The organism is Nostoc sp. (assembly GCF_036917755.1).
In the GTDB taxonomy this organism is placed as follows: domain Bacteria; phylum Cyanobacteriota; class Cyanobacteriia; order Cyanobacteriales; family Nostocaceae; genus Nostoc.
The window spans coordinates 133,755-160,207 of the sequence record NZ_JBALFC010000019.1 but is presented as its reverse complement, the minus strand read 5'-3'; the positions used below and the strand labels follow the sequence as shown (position 1 = coordinate 160,207).

Sequence of the window (26,453 nt, the reverse complement as noted above, 5' to 3'; positions counted from 1 at the left end):
TTTATTAAATCAGATTTTTGCCAAGCTTACTTCTTTAGGGCGTATTCATCCCGTTTCTACAGGCATTGAATCCTCGTAAATTGGCTAAGGTATTGATTCATCAATCGTATTTTCCACCTCCCAACGCTGATGATATTCTCTAGCCAAGAATTCAGAGGGAAATTGCTGAATGTCTAACAGGCTAGTAATCAAGCGGTATGTCAGTTGTTCCTCTGGGTTATCATGATGCTCAATTGTGTACTCGATAACTCGTACTGATATTGGCTGACAACCCTTTTTTCGTAGCTTTCCAGTTGGGTAAATCCATGACAGATAAGAGCCGTCTGGCAACGATTTTTCTGCAAGGAATTTAACATTGGCAGGAATTCTCCCTAAATAGTCACACCCCTTAGACACTGTTGCGTGTACCATTGCATACGAATGCAATCCCCTATCCCACATCAACAACATCCCTGATGTGACAGAGCGTAATAATTTTAATGCCCGCACTCGTTCTCCTATGCGGTATGGACACTCTTATTGCATCAAATATTATGTGCGTTCCGGCTTCTACCAATATGACTAATCTGACTTTGGGAAAAGCTGCTTGTGTGCCTGGACGACTACCGGGGCGACCAAAAACTCTCGCATTTTCATCGCTATCTGGAACATCAAAACAAGTGCCATCAATCACCACAATTCGCAGTCCATTTAGAAAGGCTCCTATTGTCTCACCAGTCGCCATTGGTTGTACTAACTGGTGAAATAATTGGCTCATCACCCCTGCCCCTAATCGCTGCCGAGCTTGAGTGATTGCTGATTTACATGGCACTCGCCAATATTTACCCACCTTTACCCATGCCTCAGACATTCCATCAATTAAGTTTTTGAGTACATCCCGCATCGAATCTCTCGACCAAAGGCTCATTGCTACTAGCAGACAAACTACCAAATGTGCTGGTAAAGAACGATTTCTTTCTTCGCTAGCTTTGCTTGTTGCGGTAAGCGAAGCCATGCCGTAGGCTTATCGCTCGCTCAATAGCAGTTGCAGGGATGGCTATCTCTATCGCTTTTAGCAAATCATTGCTTTGTATCATTGGAGACAGCAGCGAGAAATCTTTGAGATGCACCACAGTTAATTTCTATTCTTGGGGATAATCCTTAATTTACATGACTTTTAACCTTAACTGAACCGTATTGATATAAAAACTGCTATGCCGCCTGACTGTACGCCCATATTCTTTAACACGACCAACATATTTTTGGACACCTTTACGTTTAATTTTTTGTCCAGAAATTGTCGCTCCGGTGTAGGCGAGAGCGCTTCGCGCACGCTCCGCGAACGCTATCAATAAAATTAGAGCTATTAAGCGTTTATCAGATACTAATGTATCTGATAAATTATAACCACCTTTCTTAAAGTCACGGAACATTTCTCGGAGGCGGAGTGTCTCCGACTCCGCTCAATATCGAACCTTCTCTTATAGGCAGCGATGCCTACGGCGGGCTACGCCTACGCTAATTCTAAACTTGGCATATTTGTTAAAATAAACCATCCTTCTTCGGGAGCTACTCCCAAGATTTTACGTTTCCATTTACAAGCTAAGTTAAAACCTCGTAAACCCTTGGTTTTTGTAACTTTAACTCCTTTCAGAAAAAAGGAAATACCAGGGTAAAGTCCTAAATCATCTAGCTGCAACCAAATATCTGTTTCTCTTTCAATAAAATGATTCTTTTTTAGACGTAAACAAAAATATACTTTCTTTTCACAGAGCCAGTTTGCTAGGTTGACTGAACAAAATTATCGGTCTCCTAATACACATACATTATAATTACTAACAATTGGGAAGACTTGAGATAAAATTCTTTTCTGTTCATCCAAATTGCTACTACCAAGTTTTGATAATAACTCAAAATATATTGGGAAGCTTCTTTTGTCCCAAATTATACTTACCATGAACAAATTTGTACAACCCCAATTTGTGCGGTCAATTGCTAGATAAATTGTTTTTTGGTCATCAAAATATATTGATAGCCATTTGATAACTATAGGAAACCAAATTTTTTTGATTTCTAGATTTGGTAATGACAAAAATCTTTGGACTTTCTTTCTTCTACTTTCAAATTCAATAGGAATTGGTAAAGCATTGGCCACAGCTTCTAAACTGACTTTTTTAATCGATTGCAGCACAGTAATCAAAATCTGTAGTAAGAGATATTCAGCAGTACTCAGTTGACTTTTGAGATGTGTTTGGTAGAATTTAGGTAACATTATCAATCTTATTGGTCTTCTTGACAAAACTAGACCTATCTTTTTCTACCATAAATTGCTGCATTCTTTATATCGTAAGCTTTTTAGCCTATTTTGTCGCCCCGTCAGCTAGTGGATACTACCCTTCAAATTACATTGACCAATAGAAATTGGGTAGATGCAGGCTATAGATTTGATGCCTTTGATTATGAAGGCGAGAATTTTGCTCAGACTGAATATAGAGAGGTTGTCATGAACCATAGAAAAAAAGTGATTGACCTAATTTTTGATATAGGTAATAGCATTAACAATTATTGTCGAGCAGTGTTCATTATGCATGTCTAACAAGTGCCTGCACACGGAAAGGAGGCTAGCGCTATCGATTATGCTGCAATGAGCAATGCCGTCAGATAAACTTAGTCGTTACCGTGAAGGAAGCAAGCTACAATTGGGTCTAAATTGCCGTCTGAAACTGTCTTTATTTTTGAAGAATTATTTTGACTTTTGAATTTAAAAAATGTCCCGTTCTGGATACACACTCCCGGTATTTGCTTGCGCTGCTGCTCTTGCAGCTTTACATTGGTTACGCGATCGCCAACCATTAAGCATAGCGTCGGTATATCTAATTGAACCAGATCAAATCGCCGAAATCCCCATTGAACAGGTAGCGGGACTATCTGAGAATATGGCTTTAGCAATCACCCGCAGTGACCCTGGTGATAATCTTGACCTGACTAAAAATACACCGATTTGGGCATTGGTGGAATGGAGAGGAGGGGATGAGGGGGATGAGGGAGATGAGGAAGCAGTAATTATTAAAGGTGGGGAAGGGATTGGTAGGCAATTAAATGCTGATGACAAGCCAGCTATTTATGCTTATGCTCAAAGGCTTTTGCAAGAGAATTTGCAACGAATGCTAGCACCGGGAGAAAAAATCACGGTGACGATTATTCTACCCCAAGGGCGATCGCTTGCTGTTCGCACTTCAAATTCTGCCTTTGGTGTGGTTGAAGGACTTTCCCTTTTAGGTACAACCGGTATTTCTCAACCTTTGAGTACACCAGATCAGCTTGCAGTTTTTCGGGCGGAATTACAAAATAAAGCCAGTCGTTTTGAGAGTTTAGTATTCTGTATCGGGGAAAATGGCCTAGATTTGGCGCGTAAACTAGGGATTAATCCTGAACAATTGGTCAAAACTGCTAACTGGCTCGGCCCAATGTTAGTAGAAGCTGATCTGCTGCGTGTGAAAGAAATCTTATTATTTGGCTATCACGGTAAGCTGATGAAACTCGCGGGTGGGATTTTTCATACTCATCACTACTTGGCTGATGGACGCCGGGAAATTTTAGCCGCGCATTGTGCGATCGCTGGTTTAAAATCACCAGATATCCAAGCTGTGTTTAATAGTGCGACTGCGGAAGCTGCACTGACATATTTACGATCGCTAGATACTGCAACTGGTAGTGATTGGGTAAATCAAGTTTACACTGCGATCGCCGAAACTATCGATATCCGTTCCCAAGAATACATCCAAAGCCATAGCGAACACGGTACAGGAGTAACAGTCTGTGGCTCTATCCTGTTTGACCGCGATCGCAAAATTATCGTGAAGAGTAAAACTGCTGGTCTGTTGATCGGAAAATTATGTTAATTTATTATGAATAATCGTAAACAATCCAAATAAATAGTCTTTTAAGTAACCACTCTAGGGTAAGTTTATCGTTCTAATACCATCTCCGACTCAGGGACTAGACAAACGCACATAAACTCGCGTTTGTCAAGGCTTTCTATACCATTATCAGCCTATCCAGGCTGATAATGGTATCACCATAGACCACAAAGCATCTATCTATCCTTAACAGATATAACTCTCCCGTCATGAATACAGCGGTGACTCTACCAACAGAACAAGCTCCCCCAACATTGGAAAATTTTGGGCGGCTTGATCGGCAATTGATTGTAATTCTGGACTTTGGCTCTCAATATTCTGAGCTAATTGCCCGTCGCATCCGCGAGACTCAAGTATACTCAGAAGTTTTGTCCTATCGTACTACTTCTGAACATTTGCGCCAACTCAATCCTAAGGGAATCATCCTCTCTGGTGGACCGAGTTCGGTTTATGGTGATCACGCTCCCCATTGTGACTCAGAAATCTGGAATTTGGGAATACCCATCTTGGGTGTTTGCTATGGCATGCAGCTGATGGTGAACCAACTCGGTGGCGAAGTGGCAAAGGCCGAGCGAGGTGAATACGGCAAAGCATCATTATATATTGATGATCCCACAGATTTGCTGACCAACGTTGAAGATGGCACTACGATGTGGATGAGTCATGGAGACTCAGTTATTCAAATGCCACCAGCGTTTGAATTGCTGGCACATACAGAAAATACCCCCTGTGCGGCGATCGCCAACCACGAAAAGAAACTTTACGGCGTTCAGTTCCATCCAGAGGTGGTGCATTCTGTTGGCGGTATAGCATTAATCCGTAATTTTGTCTATCACATCTGCGATTGCGAACCTACTTGGACAACAGCAGCTTTTGTCGAAGACGCAATTCGAGAAATTCGCGCCAGAGTCGGTGAAAAGCGGGTGCTGTTGGCGCTGTCTGGTGGAGTGGATTCTTCTACCCTGGCCTTCTTGCTATATAAGGCGATTGGCGACCAACTGACTTGCGTGTTTATCGATCAAGGCTTTATGCGAAAGTATGAGCCAGAGCGATTGGTAAAACTGTTCCAAGAGCAGTTTCATATTCCTGTAGAGTATGTTAATGCCCGCGATCGCTTTTTAGCTAGGATTACTGATATCACAGATCCCGAAGAAAAACGCCGCCGCATCGGACACGAATTTATCAGTGTATTTGAGGAAACATCCAAGCGCCTCGGTCACTTTGACTATCTGGCTCAAGGGACTCTTTATCCAGATGTGATCGAATCTGCTGACACCAACGTTGATTCCCAAACTGGTGAGCGGGTAGCGGTGAAAATTAAGAGTCATCACAATGTTGGCGGTTTGCCCAAAGACCTAAGATTTAAATTGGTGGAGCCACTGCGGAAATTGTTTAAAGATGAAGTCCGCAAAGTTGGGCGTTCTATTGGTTTACCAGAAGAAATTGTCCAACGACAACCTTTTCCTGGGCCTGGTTTGGCAATTCGTATTCTGGGAGAAGTCACATCTGAGCGCTTAAACATCTTGCGCGATGCCGATTTGATTGTACGGCAAGAAATTAACCAACGCGGTCTGTATCATGATTTCTGGCAAGCATTTGCTGTATTGCTGCCAATTCGTACTGTTGGCGTTATGGGGGATCAACGTACTTACGCTTACCCCATTGTTTTGCGAATTGTTACCAGTGAAGATGGCATGACTGCTGATTGGGCGAGAGTGCCTTACGATGTCTTGGAAGTGATTTCCACTCGGATTGTGAATGAGGTGAAAGGGGTGAATCGGGTGGTTTATGACATCACCTCTAAGCCGCCTGGAACCATTGAATGGGAATAATGTAAACGCAAACAAGCGCAGAGAGTTCATCTATTCTCTCTGCGCTTTTTCTCTTTTGAAGAATACCTGTGGGTGGTTTATCCCAAAACATTTCTCGGTGCAAGGAGAAGTCGTATTTCAAGACTTTCAAAAAAGACGACGTACCCAAGTCTTTCAAACTTAAACTATACTTTTTTTATTTGCAAGTATTGATTTATAAACCCATATCCAACATTGCATCAACTCTAATTCTAATCCATCGGATGTTATGAAATTAATCTCGAAATGTAGCGCATCCTCATCATCAAAAAAACCCTCTATAGGACTCGTATTTGATTTTTGAAAAAAATCAGTACACCATGAAAAGGCTTCTTCCCCACTCCCCACTCCCTACTCCCTGTCTACGCAAATAATTTCAAAAATCAAAGCAGACTACTATATCATATCGTGCCGCAAGCCCCAGACTCATTAATTCGGAAAGTATGGTGTATTTTACCAGGATGTTTTTCACGACACTGTTGCCAAACCACTTCTAAATCCTTATTGACGAAATACTCTCCACTATCGGGTTCAACAGTAAGATACCAGTTGTAATGAGTTCCAATTAATTCCGATTTAACTTTATCAAATACTGGTTTACAGCGTTGGTAAAAAGCTTCCCGTTCGGCTTCACGTTGCGCTTTTTGTTCCTCTGTCCAGTGAATTTCAGGGAATATTCGTCCCCGACGAGTTGTACGGGTAGCCTTGGCTTCAGTCATGGTTCGCTCTCACATTTAAAGCAATATCTATATTTTCAAGCATCTTCACCATAGTTTATCAATACCAGCGAACAACTAGCCGCAAAATGGATGATGGCTAGACGAATTGATTTATTGTCTAGGAAAATAGGCGCGATCGCAGTAAAATTACCAATGGTATGGTGACAGAGAAAAACAAGCAGCTCATTAGAAATAACTTTCATTTAATCAACGTTAATGGAGGTGTTATGGAACCTGCTCTTCCCCTTGCTGGCTTAAACATCCTCGTAGTTGATGATGATGACGATAGCCGCTTTTATATTACTACCGTGTTGGAAGCTGATGGAGCCACCGTCATGGCAGTTGCATCGGCGGCGGTAGCATTGAAAGTACTATCTGAGTTGCAACCAGATGTCTTGATTTCTGATATTGCGATGCCTGGTGAAGATGGCTACACCCTCATCCGCAAGATCCGGGCGCTGAAGCCTGATATTTGGGGAAAACTTCCCGCTATCGCTTTAACTGCCTATGGCGATAGCGAGTATCGTAGCCAGGCGCTGGAAGCGGGCTTTCAGACTCATGTGGCTAAACCAGTTGATCCAGGAGAACTAGTTGCGATCGTCGCTAATTTGATTGCTTCTTATAAGAGTTAACCTGATCTTTTCTGATGTTACTGATCATATTTTCCAGTTTCAAAGCTAATTTGCTCAGACTTATATCCTGGTGGCTCAACATGAATTAAAATCCTCACTGGACGGAACCGTTCTTCTAATCGGCTTTCTACTTCTTCGGTGATCTGGTGGGCGGTTTCTACGTCTGGTGCATCCACGATTAAATGCATTTCAATGAACACTTGACGACCAAGAACACCGCGAGAGGCAATATCATGACAGTTAGTTACACCTGGAACAGAAGTAGCGATCGCATGTATTGCTTCTGGTGCGATCGCCATTTGATCCACAAGCCAAGGCAAATTCTCTTTTAAAACTGACCAACCACTCCAAAATACCAACAAGGCCACAGGAAAAGCTAACACTATATCCATCCATTGATAACCTAGCCAAACTCCGATCAAGCCGCCAATTACAGAGATTGTCACCCAAATATCACTCATGGTATGTGTCGCGTCAGCGATGAGAATTGAGCTACCTACCCGCCTACCCACAGCACGTTCGTAAAACGCCACAAAAATATTCACACCCAGCACAATTAGTAATAACCACAACTCAGGTGGCGATATTCTCACAGGTTCACCACCACCTTTGAGAATTCGCTCGATTGCTCCTTGCAGAATTTCAAAACAGGCTATTCCTAAAAATGAGGCAATTCCTAAAGCTCCTACTGCTTCAAATTTGTGGTGTCCGTAGGGATGCTCGCGATCGGGTTGTGGAGAAGAAAATTTACTCGCAATTAATCCTAAAACGTTGTTGGCGCTATCTGTCACACTATGCAAGGCATCAGCTAGCAAACTCAAAGAACCTGTCCAGTAGCCCACAAGTGCTTTCAATCCCAGTACAAACAGGTTGAGCAGTAGAGTAATAATTAAAACCTTTCGCACTTCGGCGCGGTTATCGTAAGTCATGGATAATTTATCACATCAAGTTCTATGACTTCTAATGTAGAACTCAAAATACAAATAAACACAAATAAAATGTATCAAAGTCTTACGCAGTAAGAATTAAGTCTCTCTATAGTCTCTATGTTTTATAGCAAGTTGTTGAGATTCTTTTTAACTAACAGTAGCTACAATCTGGATAGGCATTAGTAATGGCTTTACTGATAACAGCATATTTTTAGCATTAATTCCCGGAATATTTTAATTAATTTTGTTATTCATACATCCACTTAGGTCAGATCAGATTGTATTAAAAGATGCTATTACTAACATCAGTGGTCTGTACTTACTCCGAATAACTGACGAGCTTAATGAGTTTTATTTACTAGCTGATAAGGATAAGGAAGGCCGCGCTTCATTCCGAAAATGGTCAAGATTTGAGGAGCGAAATCTGACAGTTTCCACGTCAGAGTCCCCTTCTTCCAGTAATATTAGTACTTATCAAGAAGTTTTAATCAAAAAGCTATGTCTTCAACTCCTCTAACATTGAACCTAATTGAAGGTTCTGTATCTTTCAGTTTTTCACCCCAAGCAGCACGAGAATTAAAGGCAGCGACCGATCAACTGATGGAACGCCTGAAAGCTGTCGCCGCTAAACCCACTCCTGGCGGTGGTAAAATCACTCCCCAGCCTCCCCTGGAATATCGTTATACGGGTGAAGTATTTTTAGAAATTTTCTGTAATCCTAATATCTGGCCGACACCCTTCGCAGCCAAAGTTTTGCTGACTGTCCGCAACCTCAACATCCGCTTGACTACGGAAGCTGAACTTACCCGGATCATTGAAGACATTAATCAGTATTTAGAGCAAGTGGGGTAATATAGGACTCCTATTTGATTTTTGAACAAATTAAGTACTAATCGAAAAGGCTTATTCCCTACTCCCCACTCCCTATTCCCTACTCCCAGCCTACGCAAGTCAGTTCAATAATCAAAGCGGATTACTATATTTCTATAAAAATTACCGGAGCAGTTCAACATTAGGAACCACCCCGGTTTGAGAATCTACATACTAGACTCAAGCTGTAGCATCAGATATACAAAACAATTAATTCCGATGCCTTGTTTAACTTGAAAAGTTGTATAAATTCCGACTTCAATGCTTCTGTGGTAATAAAAAACGCAAGATTCTGTATGGGGCAATGCTCATCAAAAACCAGAGATTATCCCCCAGATTGGGCATTGAATCGTTGATGGTGACATCCACGCATCAAAAATAAACTCCCAATCCCAAATCCGAAATCAAAGATTGATTAGTCGTTGTCCCATTGTTCACGACCAATTAGGTCGCCAATGCGATCGCGTAACAAAAAGTCACATTTCTCTAATTCACATTCAACGCAAACCCACTCTCTCGCTGGAATGTATTGGCAGAGGGTATATATTGGCTGTTGTCTGCTAATCATTCCCTTTTGCACCAGTCGGCGTGCTTCGTCTTGAATCACATCTAGAGAGTAGTAATTGATAGAAGGCACCGTATTCACACTCATGGTTTTTTACTCACAAATTAACACTTTAGATAGTGTTCCCCTTAATAATTAGGAACAAACATGACAGAAATTAGACTTGTGGCTAAGATTTTGTAGTTTGCTATACGGAACTATTTTTATTCTGACGCTACCTATCCTGAAATTGTCTCAAGAAATGTGAAGAAAGTCAACAAATTCTGACATTTCTCGAAAATCCGCTTTACAAAAAAATTCCGAGTAGTTAACTTAACCTGCTTATGTAGCTGTATGAATTTGATGCCACAAGTCTGAAAGTCTTGCCATTACTGTCTTTAGGCAAGATTTTGCGGTTGGAAAGAGTTTATATCACGTAGGCTAGCCCGCCGCAGGCATCGCTTACATATCAAATAATCACCTTAAAATCGGATCTTGAACTACTGGTATTTATCTAAGGGTAAACAACACAAGAATATTTGTCAGACACTATGGTATAAACTGTTGCAAAACATCACGGCTAAAATATACGACGAAAGCTTTTACACTAACATCTGTTAACATTTTTTTAAGCAAATCCGCAATTACTTAGGTTAATTTCAGCACTCATATTAAACAGTTTTCCTGAGATAAGCATCTGTAAGAGGGAGGAGTAAAGGACTTGCAAATAAAAAAATATGCGGCAGAGGGAAAGGGAGAATACTAGAGTAGAGACGAAAGCCAAGACAAACAGAAAGCGTATATATGCAACTACTGAATCCCTGAATTAGGTTATGGTTACATTAAAACAGACGTGATCTCGTCACGTCTGTAAACTGTTTGGCGGATTTGCTGAGATTAATTGTTCTGAAGTTACATTGTTGTTTTAGTTACTTATTCGGAGAATTCCTGGTCATCCCGATCATTTTGATCAGTGCTGTTTTCTACTGATACCAGATTTTCTGGCGGACGCTCATCGTTAAGTTGGTTTAGTAGTGCCAATACTTTATTACCGCGTTCTATGGAGCGATCTTCGAGAAATATCACCTCTGGTGTACGACGTAGCCGTACCCGCGCCCCAAGTTCGCTGCGAACGTAACCCGTGGCGGACTTTAAGCCTGCCATTGTTTCTACCTTAGCTTCATCAGTACCATAGATGCTGACGTAGATTTTGGCGTGTTGGAGATCGCCGGAAACATCAACATCAGTAACACTTACCATTCCAGTACCCACACGGTCATCCTTAATGCCGTTGAGTAGCATTTGGCTAACTTCCCGTTTGATCAATTCAGCAACGCGGGAAACCCGACGATTTGTAGCCATAAAAATTTCGCCTCATCACAGAGGTTGTACGACAAAAATAGATGCAATTTGGGTAGACAGTACTTAGCGGGAGCAACGCCAAGAGCAACCGTCTGTGGGGCACAGCCCCGATATAACGCTAGTCTAGATTGTACTCAAGCCCAACATTGCCCGTAGGGTGAGAGTCAGGAAGACTAGGCTGCTCACAAAGAAACCCAAGATGGCGATCAAGGTGACTGGACGCTTCAACAGTGGCACTAATGGCGCAAAGGTGTTCAGAAACAGTCCTAAGACGATACTAATTAAGTACCGAGGGTAGCGAAAGACGTTATCCCAAAATCCGTCAAACATCTGAATGTAAACTGCCTTGTTATATACTTACGTTTGTTTTGATATGCTTAATCTACTCAATTGTAATCTATGCGGCTGGAAAATTAGCCAGCTAATATAAAATATTGCCCGTCGGTTATATTGGCTTTATTTAGTCACGATTATTTTCAGTTAAATCGTAGGTAAATGGTAATTCAAATCCCCAAGGAAACTAGCCCGCGTCCATTTTTGAAGTGGGCAGGGGGTAAAAGTAGGCTGATACAGCAATATATTCCTTATTTTCCCAAGAGTTATAAAAATTACTATGAGCCATTCTTAGGTGGTGGTGCTGTTTTTTTCTATCTCCAACCAAGTGCAGCAATTTTAACTGATATTAACGCCGAATTAATTAACACTTATTGTTGTGTTAGAAATGATGTTGAGGAGTTAATTTCTATATTGAAAGAGCATAAAATCCGACATGATAAAGATTATTACTATAGTGTCAGAAACAAATCTGGTGGTACTGATATAGAAAAAGCTGCTCGTCTAATTTATCTTAATAAAACTTGTTTTAATGGTCTTTATCGAGTCAACTCACAGGGCAAATTCAATGTGCCTTTAGGCAGATATGAAAATCCCAATATTTGTCATGAGAACTTACTGAGAGTAGCCTCAATAGTACTTTCTCACGCAGAAATTCGACAAGCAGATTTCACAGAAGTCCTAAATAATGCGACTAGCAGTGATGACTTTGTATTTTTTGATCCGCCCTACCATCCTATCAGTGACACTAGTTATTTTACTGCTTATAGTCAAAATTGTTTTAATAAAAAAGACCAAGAACTTTTAAGAGATACTTGTGCAGAGTTAGCAAGTCGTGGTGTCAAAGTTATGGTCTGTAATTCTGATAGTGAATTTATTAGAAAAATTTATCAAGATATCAATTTTGAAACCTACAAAATCAAAGCAGCGCGTTCAATTAACTCAAATATAAAAAATAGAGGCATGATTTCCGAACTATTAATTACATCTTTTAAAGATTTTTATTTGCCCAAGCAATGAATCTATCTAAGCTATAAACTGCTAATAAATTATGGTTATCATTAACTCTTGCTTTTAGCCATTTGCTTGCACCTTCTCGCATACCTTCACCGCCTAGTATGACGATAGTTGGTGCAGGGTAATAATGCTGAATGTTCATGTTCAAGTAAGGGAACTTTTCATCAACCGAACCGGGGCTTTCTTGCCATTTGCACTCTAAAATTAAACCAGATGGCATTGCAGGTGAGCCAACAACATAAAAATCAACTTTCAGATCGGTGTGATAAATTCCAGTTCCAATATAAACTTCTTTTCCATAACGTTTTGGTAATAAAGCAGCATTTAGGATAAATTCTTTTGGGACATAGTTCCCTACTTGGAAATAATTATATCCATTCAAGATTGCTTCTACATTTCCTTCTAAAATATTCCCAGACTTATTTGCCCGTCCGCCTTGAGTCAGAGCCATCTTCAATCCCTCTGCCAAAAGTCCTGCTTATTATAGGATTTCACAGAAGCAGTAAAAAAGGGTCAGTTGCTTAATATGAATTTTTGATTTTGACTAAACAAGGTTGGATTAATAGGTAAAAAAATCCGAAAATATTGGTATTTTTGTACTAAATAAATACAAATGTATTAATAATTTGGATAAAAAACGAGTTACTAATTCAGGGAAGTATGAAAGGAATGGAATTTTCCTTTTCTCTTTGCCCCTGATTAAGGTTGGATAAATTTTAGTGATTTTGCCTTAGCGGGACTTTGCATAAATTCGTGGCGAATTCAGGGTTGAAATTTAAACGCAAAGGATCGCAAAGGTTAGCGCAGAGGAACGCAAAGGTTTAATCAAGGCAGTTTTTTTCGCTGCGAACTTGTGAAATTATGTACTTAGCTTCAACCTGTCTGAGCTTCAGTATGACCGTTGCGGATAGCCCATGCTATTTCTAAAAGTTGAGTCCAGCGCTTTTGTAGCTGTTTGGGGGTGCATTTGATGGTTTTGGCGATCGCAAGGTCGTTTTCCCGTGCAGTTTTTAACTGTAATAGTTGCTGTTGTTGTTCTGTGAGTTGATTCACAAAGATTTCCCACTGCTGGGAAGATAAACCCAACTTTTGCTCTAAACCCGCACCTAACCATTGATGTACCAATTGCCAGTGGTGTTGTTTGGCAAACTTTTCAACGTGGTATTTAAACCGTTGTTGGAGATAATCGCGCTGACGGCTAGTTAAACCGAGAATTTGGTCAATTTCTGGGGCTGAGAGGTCTTGAAGTTTCAAGCTGAGGTAGTTCATACAGTCAGATTGACCTTGAGACTCCAAATATTTCATCAATTCAGTGATGACGCGATCGCGTTCTGACTCTTCTGATGGATCGAAATTAGTTTGGGCAATCATTTGCGATCGCAGCTGTTGCACCGCCGAGTTACGCTGGTAAGATTCTGCTTCTTCACCCTTAGCAGACTCTACCGCCATTTCAATATCGACGGTAGTTTCTTGGGGCTGACGACGAGCAAAACCTTGGGCCCGTAAGATAATCAATTGCTGATTTGCACCACCAGGTAAATTAATCCGGCGTTTGGCGTACTGCTCTGTAAAGGACATATATTCAGCTAATTGCAGCTGAGTACGCGGCGTGTGATCGTTAGGTAATTCGTTTTCTCTGCGGAAAGCTTTGATAGCTTCGATATAAAATGCTTGTAAAAAATCTTCAATCAGGCTGTAACGAGCCTCAAAACCCAACTCCGAGCCGGACATGGTTATATGGCGGTAAACCATAGCACCCAAATTGCTATGTAATTCCACCCGCCCTTGTTTGGAACCTAGTTGGTAGTAACGTAAGCACTTTTGCATCCGATGCCTTCCCAACGTCATCTGCCAGGATTTGATTTCCCCAGATGTTTGAATACGGGAGCTTTTGTCGCAAATGCGTTCTACTTCTACGGCTATGCGCTTTGCTAAAGCTTCTACACACTTGGGCGCTGCTTTCACTTGCCCTTGCATTTCCTCACACAGCAATTCAATCAAGGTATCGCTGCTGCTATCTGAAAATTCTTCAGTCGAAACGTGGTTCTCAAAAATAGCTCTAGAGTTTGGTAGATTGACGACGTTAGCTTTCATGACTTTTCCAGGTAGTAGTATTGCACCGTAATTACAACGCAGACACAGCAATCAAGACCGTACTTGGCTTGTGAATCTTTAGGCATTCATCCATCAAAACTTGCCCCATGTAATGCTCACATCTAAAGCTCATATATAAAACTGTAGGAAATACGAAAGAGTTATAGTTATGGCAATGTGTCGGTTTTTTTCACAAGCCACTACATTGAAGCTGACACACGAGTACTCGCCATTTTCTCAAAGTTGTCAAATACCTTGCTGTGCCAACTGTTGCCACCATTCTGTTATATCCACTGCGTCACCGAACAGCCCGTCGTAGACATCGGCTCTAAATATGACAATTTCAAAACTGGAGTCGTTTTGATCACAATTTCCGAAACAAAGAGGTGCGCCTGTGAAGTGGAATTGTTATACCCATGCTGCTGCTGCTTCCCAACCTAAACCCCTCCGTATCATTACTGGTTCGTCTTCTGTCAAATCCAAGATGGTAGACACTTCATATGTAGGTTCCTGGCCAGTGTCTATAATGATATCTACCAACTTATCCAAACGGTCAAATAGCTCTACCCGCGACTGAACAGTTTCTTTCTCTATCCGAATCATGCCATTATCTGCTTCATCTGGTGGCAGATGTGCTGAAGTTGAAATAATCGGATTGCCCAACGCTGCCAGCAACTCCAAACACACAGTATGGTTTGGGACTCTAATTCCAGTAGTTTTCCGCTTGGGGCTTTGCACCAATCGCGGTACTAACTTAGTCGCTGGGAGCAAAAACGTGTACGGCCCTGGAATCAGGCGTTTCATAATTCGATAGCCTGTGTTACTTACGAAGGCATAAGTTGCCACATTTGAAAGCGAGGGAGATAAAAATGTCAGTGGTTTATCATTTGCTAGCTGTTTAATTTGCCGCACTCGTTCTACCGCCGACTTAGCATTCAAATCACAACCGATCGCATAAACTGTATCAGTAGGGTAAAGCATGACTGCGCCACCAAAGAGCGCCGACTTTATTTCCTCTATTCGGCGAATTTGAGGATTATCCGGATGAACTGGGAAAATTTTTGCCATAACACAGAGATTGGGGAGTGGGGAGTGGGGAGTGGGAGAATGGGGGAGAAATCAATTCAAAATTCAAAATTCAAAATTAAAGAAAAAGACTGGAGTAGATGTAGCTTTAGTTTTCCGCAGGGTGGGAGATGAGGGAGAGAATGAGAATAACCAATGCCCAATAACTAATAACTAATGACAAATTTATTATGAATAAAATCGCTTATTTTCAATGTCCGACGGGCATTTCCGGTGATATGTGCTTGGGTGCTTTGGTCAGTTTGGGTGTTCCTGTGGAGTATTTAATTGAAAAACTTAATGGGTTGGGTATTGAACAGGAATATCAGTTAAGGGCAGAACTTGTCCTACGGAATGGTCAGCAGGCGAGTAAAGTCCATGTGGATTTAGTACACGATCATCATCATCATGACCACGATCGCACACGCCACTTGCCAGAAATAGAGCAGATGATTCTCAAAGCGGGGTTGCCATCACGGGCAGAAGCTTGGAGTTTGGCGGTATTCCGACAGCTAGCAGTCGCTGAAGGGGCGGTGCATGGCATTGACCCTGAAAAAGTTCATTTTCATGAGGTGGGTGCTGTAGATGCGATCGTCGATATTGTGGGTACTTGCTTGGGGTTGGATTGGTTGAGGATTGAGAGCAACAAGGAAGGATGGCCTTTACTTTACTGTTCGGCGTTCCCGACTGGTGGCGGCACTGTTCGGGCTGCTCATGGTCAGATGGCAGTACCAGTACCAGCCGTATTAAAGCTATGGGAAATGCGGAGTTGTCCAGTTTATAGCAATGGCATTGACAGAGAATTAGTGACACCAACAGGAGCCGCGATCGCCACTACTTTGGCAAGAGATTTTGGTTCACCACCGGCGATCGCTATCAAGCAGATAGGACTGGGAGCAGGAACCATAAATTTAGCCATTCCCAATATTTTACGCCTCTGGCTGGGCGAAAGCGCAAGTTTACAGTCTAATTTCAGCGATTCTGAGGATACTAGCTCAAATTTAGAAACGATATCAGTATTAGAAACCCAAATTGATGATTTAAATCCGCAAGCGATCGGCTATGTGTTTGAGGCGTTGTTTGCTGCTGGTGCGGTGGATGTTTTTACCCAGGCGATCGGGATGAAAAAGTCCCGTCCAGGGATTTTGCTGACTGTGATTTGTCATCCAGAAAATTTACTCGGTTGTGAAGCAGTTTTATTCCGCGAAACCACTACTTTGGGCATTCGGAGAACAACTCAGCAACGCGCCATTTTACAACGGGAAATTCAACAAGTGGAAATTGAATATGGCAAAGTGCGTATCAAGGTAGCATGGAAGGGAGAATTACCAGAAAAAGTTATTGCTAATGTGCAGCCAGAATATGAAGATTGTGCAGAGTTAGCTCGAAAACATCATATTCCCTGGCGTGAAATTCATCGCCTGGCGCTACAGCGTTGGTATTTAGTTAATGGCTAAATCTCCTCGTCTCCTCGTTCCCAGTCTCCGACTGGGAACGAGGGATTTAACTAAGTTAGAGCTTTTAGCAAATATTGTGTCAATGTAAACGCATCTACACCTAATTCGGTACGCTCTTGGGCGGCTATTATACCGGCTTGTGAATGCCACCAAGCGGCAGTTGCCACAATATCTTCTATGGGAATCTGTTTAGTTGCTGCTTGCGCCAACAATCCACCCAGTAGCCCAGTTAATACGTCGCCGCTACCGCCACGCGCTAAGGCAGGTGTACTTTCAGGAACAATCCAAACGGCACCTTCAGGGTTTGCGATCGCAGTTCTTGCCCCTTTCAACAATACTACCGCCCCACTTTGCGCCGCCGCTTCCCGTACTGCTTTTACTCTGTCATGTTTGGCATCGGCGACATCAGGAAACAATCGCTCAAATTCGCCAGCGTGGGGTGTGAGTACGGTTACTGCTTGACGTTTTTTTAATGTGGCGATCGCTCCCATTTGTGCGAGGATATTTAAACCATCGGCATCGAGAAGCAAAGAGCGATCGCTGTTGATCACTTCTTGGACAATGGGAGCGGCATCTTGGGTTAAACCGGGGCCACAAGCGATCGCATTAAAGGAACTCAGATCGGTTTTTTCTGGTAGTTGTAGGTGGGCGATCGCTCCGGTTTCCGTCTCTGGACAACCGACAATTAATGCTTCTGGCAAATGCGACACCAAAAGGGGTTTTAGAGATTCGGGTACTGCGATCGAAAGCATTCCCACACCACTTGCCCTAGCACCCAAACCAGTTAAAATTGCTCCACCTGCATAGCGCCGCGAACCGCAAATCAACAGTAAATGTCCTTCCTTATATTTGTGGGTAACAGGTGGACGCGGTAGAGGTAGAGTCGCAAGTGCGGTTGCTGGTGTAATACGTTTAATTCTGGGTGTATCTTTTAGAACAGCTTCTACATCAGCTAAAGGAATATCAAAATCGATTAACTCAGCTTTGCCGAGATATTCCAGCGCCTGATCTTGCAAGAAAGCTAGTTTCCATAAACCTAAGCAAAATGTGTGAGTGGCGCGAATGGCAGTTCCTAATACTTCGCCTGTGTCGGTGTGTAAACCTGAAGGTAAATCGATGCTATAAATCGGTACAGACAATTCATTTAGCTGATTAATTGCAGAAGCAATCGGATCACTAAGGTTTCTTTCTAAACCATACCCAAATAACCCATCAATCAACAAATCAGAATCTGGCAGTTGCTCAATTGTTTGATAAATTGGAATACCCAAACTCTGAGCATACTGCAAGTGTTGCGAAGTTAATTCTTTCAGCTTAGAGAAAGGAGAATAAATCCAAATCTCATACCCGCGAAAGTGTAATTCACGGGCTACTACTAAAGCATCCCCGCCATTATGACCGGGGCCGACAAGAATTCCAACACGGGGATTTAAGGAGGGGGAGAGTAATTTTGAATTGTTTCCCCTTTGTCCAAGGTTCGGAAAAATATCTTGAATGCGACGGGCAATTAATCCCGCTACCTTTTCCATCAAAGCTACTACAGGCATTCCCGCCGCAAAGATCCGTTCTTCAATATCGCGCATCTGCCCAGCAGTCACTACCACTTGCGAAATTTTTTCTTGCCTGTTCTGCATCAGTCCTAAGTGCTGAGTTATGAGTTTTAGGGTAACTGAAACTTTACCAGATTTTAACTTTCATTCGGTGGGTTTAAGTCCCCGGCAACTAAGAAGCCGCAAGTATGTAAGTCTTATTCTGTCTTACAAAGTTGCTCCTCTTGGGGAGACCCCAAGACCGCACTTTGCGCTAAATCCCCGTTACAAAACTGTACTTCCGACTTCCGACTTCCGACTTCCGACTTCTTCAAGATGGTCTTAAATCGTTAGATAATTCCACAATACCCCTAGAGCCATCAATCCTAACTCGTTGACCATCTTGCAGGAGCCATGTAGCACCTCGAACATCCATCACGGCGGGAATCCCATATTCACGAGCCACGATCGCACCGTGAGAAAGCCGTCCACCAGCTTCGGCAATTAATCCTCCAGCCCTTGATAACAATGGTGCCCAGCCGGAATCTGTGTAAGGTACTACCAGAATCGTATCTCGGTCAATCTCTGGCAAGTCTTGTAAATTTCGCAACACCTTCACCCTACCTTCGACTTGCCCCTGACTAGCTCCAATACCTTGTAAGATTTGGTCGGAGTAGATCACAGAGGGAGCTAAGGGGTGAGGGGGTGTATTGCCATAAACTAAAAAGGGTACTTGAATGATCTCGCTATCTTGCCGGAATTGCGATCGCCTCAATTCCACTAACTCATCCAACTGCTGAATTAAGCTGGAATCTCCACCCCCAACTAGACGCCGCACTTGATCAAAGTCGAGAAAAAAGATATCTCCTGTTTTCTTAAGTAAGCCGGACTTTAACCAAATCTTCTCTAAAGCGACAAAACTCCACCGCAATTCAGCCAAAAGCCGGGAATAAACTTCGGTAACTCGTCCTTTGATATCCACACGCCGTTGCACAAAAGAGCGTTTGGAGTTACTAGTAAAGATGCTATTAATCGCGTCTTTAGCGCCTGATTGTGGTTCGTTCCCCTGCATTAACTGTACAAACATCTGCTTAATCATCTGGGGATTCTCCCGCCAAGTGGGAACGGAAATATCAGTTCCCACTTCACTTAAATAGCCATAATCCTGAAGCAATTCGTTAAATTCTTGGAGGATCTTCTCTCCCTCTGGGGTTTGCTTTAATTGCTCAAATACCTGCTGTGGCTCAAACTCCAGCAATACCTCCTTGGCATCTGTAGCTATTGCACTCAGCGATCGCAATGCCGCGATCTCTGGAGTAACGCTGTGATCAATTTGGTCATCCTTCACCCGAAAAATCGCCTGGCGGAGGGCAACGCTCAAGGGAGTTAAAATGCTGTAATACGTCCCATGACGCAGCAACTCCAAAATAAAGTCAATTCTTGCCAACAGCTTGGATGGTTCCAAGTGATCTATATTTGACTGCGCCAACTGCGACAACCCAGGAATGAAGCGTTGGTGATAATCCCGCTTGAAGTCTTTTTCTAAACTTAATTCCCGCCTCAGCAACTTCCCTAATCCTGGCAAATTTTCCCAAGTTGACTCCCAAGACGGCTGACTTAATTTAGCTCCTCTGGTTAAAAATTCCAAACTTGACGATGGCAGTCCCATGCGGAGAAAAATATCTCCTAAGAGGGATGCGTTAAAATAAGCTCTGGAATAGTGCAGAGTTGCTGTTTCGGCGAAATCTAACCCCAAAGCGCGATTGCCCAAAACTAAAGTAAAAAGTTCTCCCCATGCTCCACAAGTTAAGGGACGATTAATCGACCATGTTAAGGGGTGAATTACTCCGGGAATCACTTCGGCGGCGATTTTGCGTGTCCACATGGGTAGCAGAGTGGTAATCGGTCGAGCTTGCAATACCCAGAGTGTTTGACCGTCATAACTCCACTCTATATCTTGAGGAGTACCATAATAACGTTTTTCGAGTCGGTGAGCTAAGTATGCGACTTGCTTGATTAATGCTTGTGGTACTCGTCCTTCACCCTCTAATTGCACAGAGGAAGAATTTTCTGTTTCCAGGACAAAAGCGCGATATTGTTCTGGTGTGACTTTTCCCGAAACGACTTGTGTCGGGCTGCCGGGAAGGGCTTCAATGATGATTGCATCACCTTGCTGAGTAATGGGATCGCGGCTGAAAGCGACACCAGAATAGATACTCTGGACTTGTTGTTGAATCAACACAGCCATTGCTGTGTCATTTAAGCCGCGATCGCGCCGATATTGCACGGCAGATGGATGATTGTAGGAAGCTTGAACTTGAGCGATCGCTAACTGCAATGCCTGTGGACTGGTAACATTTAAAACTGTTTCATACTGCCCAGCCGCAGAAGAGTGTTCTGAGTCTTCTCCAATGGCAGAAGAACGCACCACCAAGGGAGATAATTCTGATGGCTGGAGAAATTCTGTCAATAGTTCGGGATCGTCGATTGGGGCAAGTACCCACCCCTTCGGAACTGGATAGCCCCAGCGCTTAACTTGAGATAATGTCGCCGCCTTTTCGCCAACAATGGTAGCATCCAACTCTTCATCTAGAGAAACCATCGTGCGTTGGCGTAGCCCGTCGTAGACATCGCCGCGTAAAAATTCCAACATCGTTTGGGATTCTGTTTGTGCCTGTTGGGTTGGCAGGTTCATGTCATCAGGAATTTTTGTATAAATCCAGCCCATTAAACCAGCTAAGGCAACAGCAGCGAACATTCTGGGGATATCGCTAATGTGCAGAAGTGTCACAAACAGAGGAAAGAGAAGCAAAACCCCAAATTTGACTACCTGTTTGGAGTGCAAAATTGTAAAGCTAATACCTGCAAAGAAAAATACAAATATTGCCACCAGTGGATCATGTACGACAAATCCCCACACGACATTTGTCGTACCTGCCCCTCTGCCGATCCAATATCTACCGATTACCAGGGCGATGAGCGCAATCAATTCCCAAAACGATCCATCTGGGAAGAAAGCGCGGGTGAGGAAAACTGCTGCAACTCCTTTAAAAGCTTCTGACAAGACTGCCAGAATTCCGACAAACTTACCGCCGTGATAAAAGGCAGCTGATACACTAATGTTTCCTGTACCAACTTGTGATAATTGCTTGCCCGTAAGCGCGTAAGTAATCCAGGCAATCAGGGGTAATCCGCCCAAGAGGGGGCAGACAATTAAAATAACTAAGACACCCCAAGGTTCAAACATTCTGGATTTTGGATTTTAGATTTAAATTTTCCATCTAAAACCTCAAATCTCAAATAATTAAGTTTTTCTGAAATTTTTGATGGTTATTAGGGCGTTTTTATTTACTAGTTGCTAAATGGACACTTGGCTAGGACGGAAACCGTTTTTGCCAGTGTCCTTCTAGGCTACTAATGGTTTTAGTTTAGCGCATAGGCAGCTTGCAGCGCCCAGATGATCAGAGCGGCGATCGATCCCAGAAGCAGCACGGTAGAGATAGTGACTACTTTTGGAGAATCTGCACCCTCAAATTTCATAATTCCTCGATTTAAGTCGGACACAGCTTTGTAATCCTCTTTTGTTCGCGCATGAAACATTTGTCCGTTTTGATTGTAGTCCTTCTATTTACGGATGATGTTAAATTCCTAATATTATTTAGTCAATGATGGGGAGTGGGGAGTAGGGAGTGGGGGAGGAGGGGAGATGAGGGGGATGAGGGGACAAGGAGAATAACCAATGCCCAATGCCCAATGCCCAATGCCCAATGCCCAATGCCCAATGCCCCATACCCAATCTGGGTCAATATGTACTAAAATCAATCACTTGAGTCACAAAGAGAGCAATCATGGCATCCATCCGCGAGTTGCACCAACAACTGGTAAAAAAAGAACGTTCTGCCGTTGAAATTACCCAAGAAGCTTTAGAGCGCATTCAAGCGTTAGAGCCGAAATTGCACAGCTTTTTATGTGTGACGGCAGAACGGGCATTAGAGCAGGCGGGTGCTGTGGATGCCAAAATTGCTGCGGGAGAAGAAATTGGGCTGCTAGCCGGGATTCCTGTGGGGATTAAGGACAATTTATGTACTAAGGGAATTCCTACTACCTGCGCCTCCCGAATTTTGGAAAATTTCGTGCCGCCTTATGAATCAACGGCGACGCAAAAACTGGCAGATATTGGGGCGGTAATGGTAGGCAAAACCAACTTGGATGAGTTTGCAATGGGTAGTTCCACCGAAAACTCTGCCTACCAAGTTACGGCTAATCCTTGGGATTTGTCACGAGTTCCAGGTGGTTCTTCGGGGGGTTCGGCGGCGGCGGTGTCGGCCCAAGAATGTGTGGTTGCTCTCGGTTCTGATACTGGCGGTTCAATTCGCCAACCGGCATCTTTTTGCGGTGTGGTGGGGATGAAACCAACTTATGGTTTGGTTTCCCGTTATGGTTTGGTGGCTTACGCTTCGTCTTTGGATCAAATTGGGCCATTTGCAAACACAGTGGAAGATGCGGCAATATTATTAAGTGCGATCGCTGGTCACGATCCCAAAGACTCTACCAGCCTGAAAGTTGCCATTCCCAACTATGCCGCCAGCTTAAAACCAAACTTCAAAACCAGAGGTCAGCTAAGAATTGGGATCATTAAAGAAACATTTGGTGAAGGTTTGGACTCTGTAGTGGAACAAGCTGTTACTAAAGCAGTAGAGCTACTACAAAGTTTGGGAGCAGAGATTCAGATAGTATCCTGTCCCCGCTTTCGCTATGGTTTACCCACCTACTACATCATCGCCCCATCAGAAGCGTCAGCAAACCTGGCTCGTTACGATGGTGTTAAATATGGGTATCGCGCTCCTGATGCGGATAATCTGCTATCGATGTACACTCGTACCCGTGCTACCGGTTTTGGTACAGAAGTCAAACGCCGGATTATGATCGGCACTTACGCACTTTCGGCTGGCTATTATGACGCCTACTATCTGAAAGCCCAAAAAGTCCGCACCCTGATTAAACAAGACTTTGAAAAGGCTTTTGGCGTGGTTGATATCTTAGTTTGTCCCACATCTCCTACTACAGCATTCAAAGCAGGGGAAAAAACTACTGACCCCTTGAGTATGTATTTAACTGACTTGATGACTATTCCTGTGAATCTTGCTGGTTTACCTAGTTTAAGTTTGCCATGTGGTTTTGATGATCAGGGGCTACCCATAGGATTACAACTAATTGGCAATGTGTTGCGAGAAGACCAACTTTTTCAGGTAGCTTACGCTTATGAGCAATCTACTACTTGGCATCTGCGTAAACCGCAAATATCTTAAAAATGGGCATTGGGCATTGGGCATTGGGCATTGGGCAATAGTTCTTCTTCCCATGTTCCCTGGCTTTTTTGGTCATTTATCAGCTTAATTACTGTTCACTGATTAGGAACCATTGACTGTTGAATATTGACTTCTGGAGTCAGGGATTCAGATGTAATTCTTCGTGGATTAAGTGTATAAAAAAGACCAGCAGATGCAGCTACTAATAATAGAATGTAGATTACAACAAGAGGTATATATGTCTTTAATTTGTTGTCTGAATTCTGATGATTATTATTAGAGTCTTGGTGGACTACATTGCTTATAAGAGTATGTGATAAAGCATTTCCATCCAGTCCTAAAGCATCTCCATAGCGACGGATGAATCCTTGAACAAAAATAGGCTCAGGCAATTCTTCAAATCGTTCTTCTTCTAAAGCTTGCAAAACACCTGCTCTAATCAGTGTTTGAGAGGCTATTTCTTCTATAGGGATGGATTTTTCTTGTCTTACTTGTCGCAACTGTGTAGTTATTTCCTTTAGCTGCTTTACTTGAGCTTGGTTTAAGAGGGTCACAGTCTTCTCCTGTATGGGCTAATTCTACTATTCATTGAGAAGACTTAAATATGCATACGTATTTTTACTGAATAATTGATTTTCGGAATTTTTTTTTTGGAGAATGGTTGAAGCTTAGATTTTAAAATGCTAGGGCTGCTAAATCTAAGTAATTTTAGTGTTATAATACGTACTTTTTAAATAAAAATTTCGGGCGTAAAAGTTAATAAGCTGCAATTTTTAATACAAGTATTTTCCTAGCTGCTACTCTGGGCTGGGATAATTCCAGCGTTCGCTTCCCCTTAATAGCGGTAACACTTAGTCTAAAACTTACTTTGCGTAAGTTCTGCGTAATAGAGATTTTGTGAAAAGTCAAAAATCTTCATCAAAATTCTATCACGATATATCGTGATATATTCCGATATATCGTATATTAGAGAAAGTTGATTTGAGATTGATTTATGTTTAGACACTTTCGGTCACGCTTTAGCGCACCTGCATGGGCAGGAGTTAATGAAGACGATTCATTGTTTGTCAGGTCTTGGTTTGGGCATGGCGAGCATCATGGTAGACATCATGACAAACGCTTTGGTAATGAAATGTTTGGTCGTGGTTGGGGAGATGAACATCGGACTCGTAGAGGTGACATCAAGTTCATCCTGCTGGAATTGTTATCCGAGCATCCTAGTCATGGTTATGATCTGATTAAAGAGATGGAAACTCGTTACGGTGGTTTCCGTCGCCTCAGTCCTGGCTCAGTGTATCCCACACTGCAATTACTGGAGGAAGGTGGTTATCTCAAAAGCGCCCAGGAAGGTGGCAAGCGGATTTACACGATTACAGATGAGGGTAGACAATTATTGGCAGAACGTGCCCAACAGGAAACTTCAGACTCTCCTTGGGATACCTTTAAAAGTTTCGTGACAGGTAAGCCCCAAGAGTTTATTGAGTTGCGAAATGCCGCAACTGAATTAGCTGCTGTAGTGGTGCAGGTTGCTCGCAGTGGCAATATGGAGCGAATAAATCGGGTGCGTGAGCTTTTAGAGCAAGTTAAACGGGAAATTTACGCGATTTTGGCTGAAAAGTAAGTGGCGTATAGATTGTAGAGGCGTACAGCTAGCTGTACGCTCTATATCAAGATAAAATGGGATTAGAAGCGATCGCACTTCACACCTGGGCTGGACGCAAAAATATCTGGTGCAGTTCTCAAACTATATCTTTTTGACACGCCTGGTAAAGCAACAGAAATATATAATTGTTGTTTACACATCACAAGCATGGCAGTGTTGATCGGACGAGATTTATTAAGTTTGGCGGACATCAGTCCAACGGAACTTCAAGAACTCCTGCAATTGGCAACTCAACTTAAATCACAACAGTTGAAGTTGCAGTGTAATAAAGTTTTGGGGTTGTTGTTCTCCAAAGCTTCAACTCGCACGCGGGTAAGTTTTACTGTGGCGATGTATCAACTGGGTGGACAGGTAATCGATCTTAACCCCAATGTCACTCAAGTTAGTCGCGGGGAACCTTTGCAGGATACTGCACGGGTGTTAGATCGATATCTGGATGTTTTGGCAATTCGCACTTTTGCACAGCAGGAGTTGGAAACTTTTGCTCACTATGCCAAGATTCCGGTAATTAATGCGCTGACTGATGCAGAACATCCCTGTCAGGTTTTAGCTGATTTATTGACGATTCAAGAAGGCTTTGGTACTCTTGCTGGGTTAACTTTAACCTACGTGGGTGATGGGAATAATGTGGCTAATTCCCTGATGTTGGGCTGTGCTTTGGTGGGGATGAATGTGAGAATTGCCACCCCTAGCGGATATGAGCCAGATTCTCAGATTGTAGAACAAGCAAGAGCGATCGCTAACAACAAAACTGAAGTTATCCTCACTCATGATCCAGAATTAGCCGCCAAGGGAGCGGCTGTACTTTATACTGATGTTTGGGCGAGTATGGGGCAAGAAGCAGAAGCAGATAACCGGATGCCAATTTTCCAGCCTTACCAAATTTCAGAGCAGCTATTGAGCCTTGCTGATCCAAAGGCAATTGTTTTACACTGTTTACCAGCCCATCGTGGTGAAGAAATTACTGAGGCAGTTATTGAAGGTTCTCAATCACGAGTTTGGGAACAGGCCGAAAATCGATTACACGCCCAAAAGGCTTTGCTTGCGAGTATTTTAGGGGCGGAATGAAAGGAGTTATTCAATTTTGAATTTTAGATTTTAGATTTTAGATTTTTCCTGCAATCCAAAATTCAAAATCTAAAATTCGCAGAGTTAGGAGTCAGAATAGCGAGTGTGTGATT

General features: G+C 42.7%; 24 protein-coding genes and 2 pseudogenes. 11 read left to right on the top strand and 15 right to left on the bottom strand.

What is annotated here, in order from left to right; all coding sequences use genetic code 11:
* Positions 1-96 precede the first annotated feature (96 nt).
* Both V7L05_RS06965 and V7L05_RS06960 read right to left on the bottom strand, forming a co-directional pair.
* A pseudogene (locus V7L05_RS06965) lies at positions 97-994 on the bottom strand (IS4 family transposase); the annotation flags it as partial.
* A gap of 184 nt (positions 995-1,178) precedes the next feature.
* Positions 1,179-2,251 (bottom strand): annotated as a pseudogene (locus V7L05_RS06960) (IS4 family transposase); the annotation flags it as partial.
* Between the two features lie 496 nt (positions 2,252-2,747).
* Between V7L05_RS06960 and cbiD the strand changes: the two are divergent.
* Both cbiD and guaA read left to right on the top strand, forming a co-directional pair.
* Positions 2,748-3,881, top strand: coding sequence for a cobalt-precorrin-5B (C(1))-methyltransferase CbiD (cbiD, locus tag V7L05_RS06955; protein WP_335163060.1), 1,134 nt, complete (start codon positions 2,748-2,750; stop codon positions 3,879-3,881).
* Between the two features lie 227 nt (positions 3,882-4,108).
* A complete protein-coding gene (gene guaA / locus V7L05_RS06950; protein ID WP_335163058.1) occupies positions 4,109-5,731 on the top strand; it encodes a glutamine-hydrolyzing GMP synthase in 1,623 nt (540 codons plus the stop codon).
* A gap of 159 nt (positions 5,732-5,890) precedes the next feature.
* On the opposite strand, the gene V7L05_RS06945 is transcribed toward guaA, so the two are convergent.
* The gene (locus V7L05_RS06945; protein ID WP_335163056.1) at positions 5,891-6,097 is read right to left on the bottom strand and encodes a hypothetical protein; all 207 of its coding nucleotides are present in this window, start codon (positions 6,095-6,097) and stop codon (positions 5,891-5,893) included.
* 53 nt (positions 6,098-6,150) lie between these two features.
* The gene (locus V7L05_RS06940; RefSeq protein WP_335163054.1) at positions 6,151-6,468 is read right to left on the bottom strand and encodes a hypothetical protein; all 318 of its coding nucleotides are present in this window, start codon (positions 6,466-6,468) and stop codon (positions 6,151-6,153) included.
* Between the two features lie 227 nt (positions 6,469-6,695).
* On the opposite strand from V7L05_RS06940, the gene V7L05_RS06935 reads away from it, so the two are divergent.
* Entirely contained in the window at positions 6,696-7,100 is a 405-nt protein-coding gene (locus V7L05_RS06935) for a response regulator (RefSeq protein WP_335163052.1), read from the top strand.
* A gap of 17 nt (positions 7,101-7,117) precedes the next feature.
* Here the strand turns inward: V7L05_RS06935 and V7L05_RS06930 are convergent, their stop codons facing one another.
* Positions 7,118-8,029 (bottom strand): cation diffusion facilitator family transporter, encoded by a 912-nt coding sequence (locus V7L05_RS06930; protein ID WP_335163050.1) that lies wholly within the window; start codon positions 8,027-8,029, stop codon positions 7,118-7,120.
* A gap of 498 nt (positions 8,030-8,527) precedes the next feature.
* Between V7L05_RS06930 and V7L05_RS06925 the strand changes: the two genes are divergently transcribed.
* Positions 8,528-8,881: a hypothetical protein gene (locus tag V7L05_RS06925; RefSeq protein WP_335163048.1), complete on the top strand. Its 354-nt coding sequence runs from the start codon at positions 8,528-8,530 to the stop codon at positions 8,879-8,881.
* Between the two features lie 433 nt (positions 8,882-9,314).
* Here V7L05_RS06925 and V7L05_RS06920 read toward each other — a convergent pair whose 3' ends face one another.
* From V7L05_RS06920 to V7L05_RS06910, 3 genes are all read right to left on the bottom strand, one after another.
* On the bottom strand, positions 9,315-9,551 hold the full coding sequence (locus V7L05_RS06920; protein ID WP_069073690.1) for a DUF4327 family protein: 237 nt from the start codon (positions 9,549-9,551) through the stop codon (positions 9,315-9,317).
* 825 nt (positions 9,552-10,376) lie between these two features.
* Entirely contained in the window at positions 10,377-10,805 is a 429-nt protein-coding gene (gene rbfA, locus V7L05_RS06915; protein WP_335163046.1) for a 30S ribosome-binding factor RbfA, read from the bottom strand.
* 123 nt (positions 10,806-10,928) lie between these two features.
* Positions 10,929-11,135, bottom strand: a complete 207-nt coding sequence (locus V7L05_RS06910) for a DUF751 family protein (RefSeq protein WP_334878923.1) — start codon at positions 11,133-11,135, stop codon at positions 10,929-10,931.
* Positions 11,136-11,300: 165 nt separating this feature from the next.
* On the opposite strand from V7L05_RS06910, the gene V7L05_RS06905 reads away from it, so the two are divergent.
* Positions 11,301-12,158 carry a DNA adenine methylase gene (locus tag V7L05_RS06905; protein ID WP_335163044.1) on the top strand — a complete coding sequence of 286 codons (858 nt, stop codon included), beginning with the start codon at positions 11,301-11,303 and terminating at the stop codon, positions 12,156-12,158.
* Here V7L05_RS06905 and V7L05_RS06900 read toward each other — a convergent pair.
* The 3 genes from V7L05_RS06900 to V7L05_RS06890 all read right to left on the bottom strand — a co-directional run bounded on the left by V7L05_RS06900 (position 12,130) and on the right by V7L05_RS06890 (position 15,317).
* A complete protein-coding gene (locus V7L05_RS06900; protein ID WP_335163042.1) occupies positions 12,130-12,606 on the bottom strand; it encodes a PD-(D/E)XK nuclease superfamily protein in 477 nt (158 codons plus the stop codon). The genes V7L05_RS06905 and V7L05_RS06900 overlap by 29 nt on opposite strands.
* 422 nt (positions 12,607-13,028) lie before the next feature.
* Complete coding sequence (locus V7L05_RS06895) at positions 13,029-14,249, bottom strand: HetZ-related protein (protein WP_335163040.1); 1,221 nt, start codon at positions 14,247-14,249, stop codon at positions 13,029-13,031.
* Positions 14,250-14,657: 408 nt separating this feature from the next.
* Positions 14,658-15,317, bottom strand: coding sequence for an L-threonylcarbamoyladenylate synthase (locus V7L05_RS06890; RefSeq protein ID WP_335163038.1), 660 nt, complete (start codon positions 15,315-15,317; stop codon positions 14,658-14,660).
* Between the two features lie 10 nt (positions 15,318-15,327).
* Here V7L05_RS06890 and V7L05_RS06885 point away from each other — a divergent pair, with 10 nt between their 5' ends.
* Both V7L05_RS06885 and larC read left to right on the top strand, forming a co-directional pair.
* Positions 15,328-15,492: a hypothetical protein gene (locus V7L05_RS06885; RefSeq protein ID WP_335163036.1), complete on the top strand. Its 165-nt coding sequence runs from the start codon at positions 15,328-15,330 to the stop codon at positions 15,490-15,492.
* Positions 15,493-15,505: 13 nt separating this feature from the next.
* Positions 15,506-16,771: a nickel pincer cofactor biosynthesis protein LarC gene (larC, locus tag V7L05_RS06880; protein ID WP_335163034.1), complete on the top strand. Its 1,266-nt coding sequence runs from the start codon at positions 15,506-15,508 to the stop codon at positions 16,769-16,771.
* A gap of 50 nt (positions 16,772-16,821) precedes the next feature.
* On the opposite strand, the gene V7L05_RS06875 is transcribed toward larC, so the two are convergent.
* The 3 genes from V7L05_RS06875 to V7L05_RS06865 form a co-directional block, all read right to left on the bottom strand.
* A complete protein-coding gene (locus V7L05_RS06875) occupies positions 16,822-18,405 on the bottom strand; it encodes an NAD(P)H-hydrate dehydratase (protein WP_335163032.1) in 1,584 nt (527 codons plus the stop codon).
* Positions 18,406-18,631: 226 nt separating this feature from the next.
* Positions 18,632-21,547, bottom strand: coding sequence for a glycerol-3-phosphate acyltransferase (locus V7L05_RS06870; protein WP_335163030.1), 2,916 nt, complete (start codon positions 21,545-21,547; stop codon positions 18,632-18,634).
* A gap of 176 nt (positions 21,548-21,723) precedes the next feature.
* Positions 21,724-21,900 (bottom strand): hypothetical protein, encoded by a 177-nt coding sequence (locus V7L05_RS06865; protein WP_335163077.1) that lies wholly within the window; start codon positions 21,898-21,900, stop codon positions 21,724-21,726.
* Positions 21,901-21,975: 75 nt separating this feature from the next.
* Here V7L05_RS06865 and V7L05_RS06860 point away from each other — a divergent pair, with 75 nt between their 5' ends.
* Together V7L05_RS06860 and gatA are read left to right on the top strand one after the other, a co-directional pair.
* Positions 21,976-22,116 carry a histidine kinase gene (locus V7L05_RS06860; RefSeq protein ID WP_335163028.1) on the top strand — a complete coding sequence of 47 codons (141 nt, stop codon included), beginning with the start codon at positions 21,976-21,978 and terminating at the stop codon, positions 22,114-22,116.
* Positions 22,117-22,148: 32 nt separating this feature from the next.
* Positions 22,149-23,609 carry an Asp-tRNA(Asn)/Glu-tRNA(Gln) amidotransferase subunit GatA gene (gene gatA, locus V7L05_RS06855; protein ID WP_335163026.1) on the top strand — a complete coding sequence of 487 codons (1,461 nt, stop codon included), beginning with the start codon at positions 22,149-22,151 and terminating at the stop codon, positions 23,607-23,609.
* A 95-nt stretch (positions 23,610-23,704) separates the two neighbouring features.
* Here the strand turns inward: gatA and V7L05_RS06850 are convergent, their stop codons facing one another.
* A complete protein-coding gene (locus V7L05_RS06850) occupies positions 23,705-24,163 on the bottom strand; it encodes a helix-turn-helix domain-containing protein (RefSeq protein ID WP_335163024.1) in 459 nt (152 codons plus the stop codon).
* Positions 24,164-24,603: 440 nt separating this feature from the next.
* On the opposite strand from V7L05_RS06850, the gene V7L05_RS06845 reads away from it, so the two are divergent.
* Both V7L05_RS06845 and argF read left to right on the top strand, forming a co-directional pair.
* Positions 24,604-25,230, top strand: a complete 627-nt coding sequence (locus V7L05_RS06845) for a PadR family transcriptional regulator (RefSeq protein ID WP_335163022.1) — start codon at positions 24,604-24,606, stop codon at positions 25,228-25,230.
* A gap of 189 nt (positions 25,231-25,419) precedes the next feature.
* The gene (argF, locus tag V7L05_RS06840; RefSeq protein ID WP_335163020.1) at positions 25,420-26,340 is read left to right on the top strand and encodes an ornithine carbamoyltransferase; all 921 of its coding nucleotides are present in this window, start codon (positions 25,420-25,422) and stop codon (positions 26,338-26,340) included.
* Positions 26,341-26,453 lie beyond the last annotated feature (113 nt).

What these genes read in the sequence shown, in the direction of transcription:
- cbiD (WP_335163060.1), top strand. Translation starts at nt 2,748, where the DNA reads ATGTCCCGTTCTGGATACACACTCCCGGTATTTGCTTGCGCTGCTGCT.
- guaA (WP_335163058.1), top strand. Translation starts at nt 4,109, where the DNA reads ATGAATACAGCGGTGACTCTACCAACAGAACAAGCTCCCCCAACATTG.
- V7L05_RS06940 (WP_335163054.1), bottom strand. Translation starts at nt 6,468, where the DNA reads ATGACTGAAGCCAAGGCTACCCGTACAACTCGTCGGGGACGAATATTC.
- V7L05_RS06935 (WP_335163052.1), top strand. Translation starts at nt 6,696, where the DNA reads ATGGAACCTGCTCTTCCCCTTGCTGGCTTAAACATCCTCGTAGTTGAT.
- V7L05_RS06930 (WP_335163050.1), bottom strand. Translation starts at nt 8,029, where the DNA reads ATGACTTACGATAACCGCGCCGAAGTGCGAAAGGTTTTAATTATTACT.
- V7L05_RS06925 (WP_335163048.1), top strand. Translation starts at nt 8,528, where the DNA reads ATGTCTTCAACTCCTCTAACATTGAACCTAATTGAAGGTTCTGTATCT.
- V7L05_RS06920 (WP_069073690.1), bottom strand. Translation starts at nt 9,551, where the DNA reads ATGAGTGTGAATACGGTGCCTTCTATCAATTACTACTCTCTAGATGTG.
- rbfA (WP_335163046.1), bottom strand. Translation starts at nt 10,805, where the DNA reads ATGGCTACAAATCGTCGGGTTTCCCGCGTTGCTGAATTGATCAAACGG.
- V7L05_RS06910 (WP_334878923.1), bottom strand. Translation starts at nt 11,135, where the DNA reads ATGTTTGACGGATTTTGGGATAACGTCTTTCGCTACCCTCGGTACTTA.
- V7L05_RS06905 (WP_335163044.1), top strand. Translation starts at nt 11,301, where the DNA reads ATGGTAATTCAAATCCCCAAGGAAACTAGCCCGCGTCCATTTTTGAAG.
- V7L05_RS06900 (WP_335163042.1), bottom strand. Translation starts at nt 12,606, where the DNA reads ATGGCTCTGACTCAAGGCGGACGGGCAAATAAGTCTGGGAATATTTTA.
- V7L05_RS06895 (WP_335163040.1), bottom strand. Translation starts at nt 14,249, where the DNA reads ATGAAAGCTAACGTCGTCAATCTACCAAACTCTAGAGCTATTTTTGAG.
- V7L05_RS06890 (WP_335163038.1), bottom strand. Translation starts at nt 15,317, where the DNA reads ATGGCAAAAATTTTCCCAGTTCATCCGGATAATCCTCAAATTCGCCGA.
- larC (WP_335163034.1), top strand. Translation starts at nt 15,506, where the DNA reads ATGAATAAAATCGCTTATTTTCAATGTCCGACGGGCATTTCCGGTGAT.
- V7L05_RS06875 (WP_335163032.1), bottom strand. Translation starts at nt 18,405, where the DNA reads ATGCAGAACAGGCAAGAAAAAATTTCGCAAGTGGTAGTGACTGCTGGG.
- V7L05_RS06870 (WP_335163030.1), bottom strand. Translation starts at nt 21,547, where the DNA reads ATGTTTGAACCTTGGGGTGTCTTAGTTATTTTAATTGTCTGCCCCCTC.
- V7L05_RS06865 (WP_335163077.1), bottom strand. Translation starts at nt 21,900, where the DNA reads ATGTTTCATGCGCGAACAAAAGAGGATTACAAAGCTGTGTCCGACTTA.
- gatA (WP_335163026.1), top strand. Translation starts at nt 22,149, where the DNA reads ATGGCATCCATCCGCGAGTTGCACCAACAACTGGTAAAAAAAGAACGT.
- V7L05_RS06845 (WP_335163022.1), top strand. Translation starts at nt 24,604, where the DNA reads ATGTTTAGACACTTTCGGTCACGCTTTAGCGCACCTGCATGGGCAGGA.
- argF (WP_335163020.1), top strand. Translation starts at nt 25,420, where the DNA reads ATGGCAGTGTTGATCGGACGAGATTTATTAAGTTTGGCGGACATCAGT.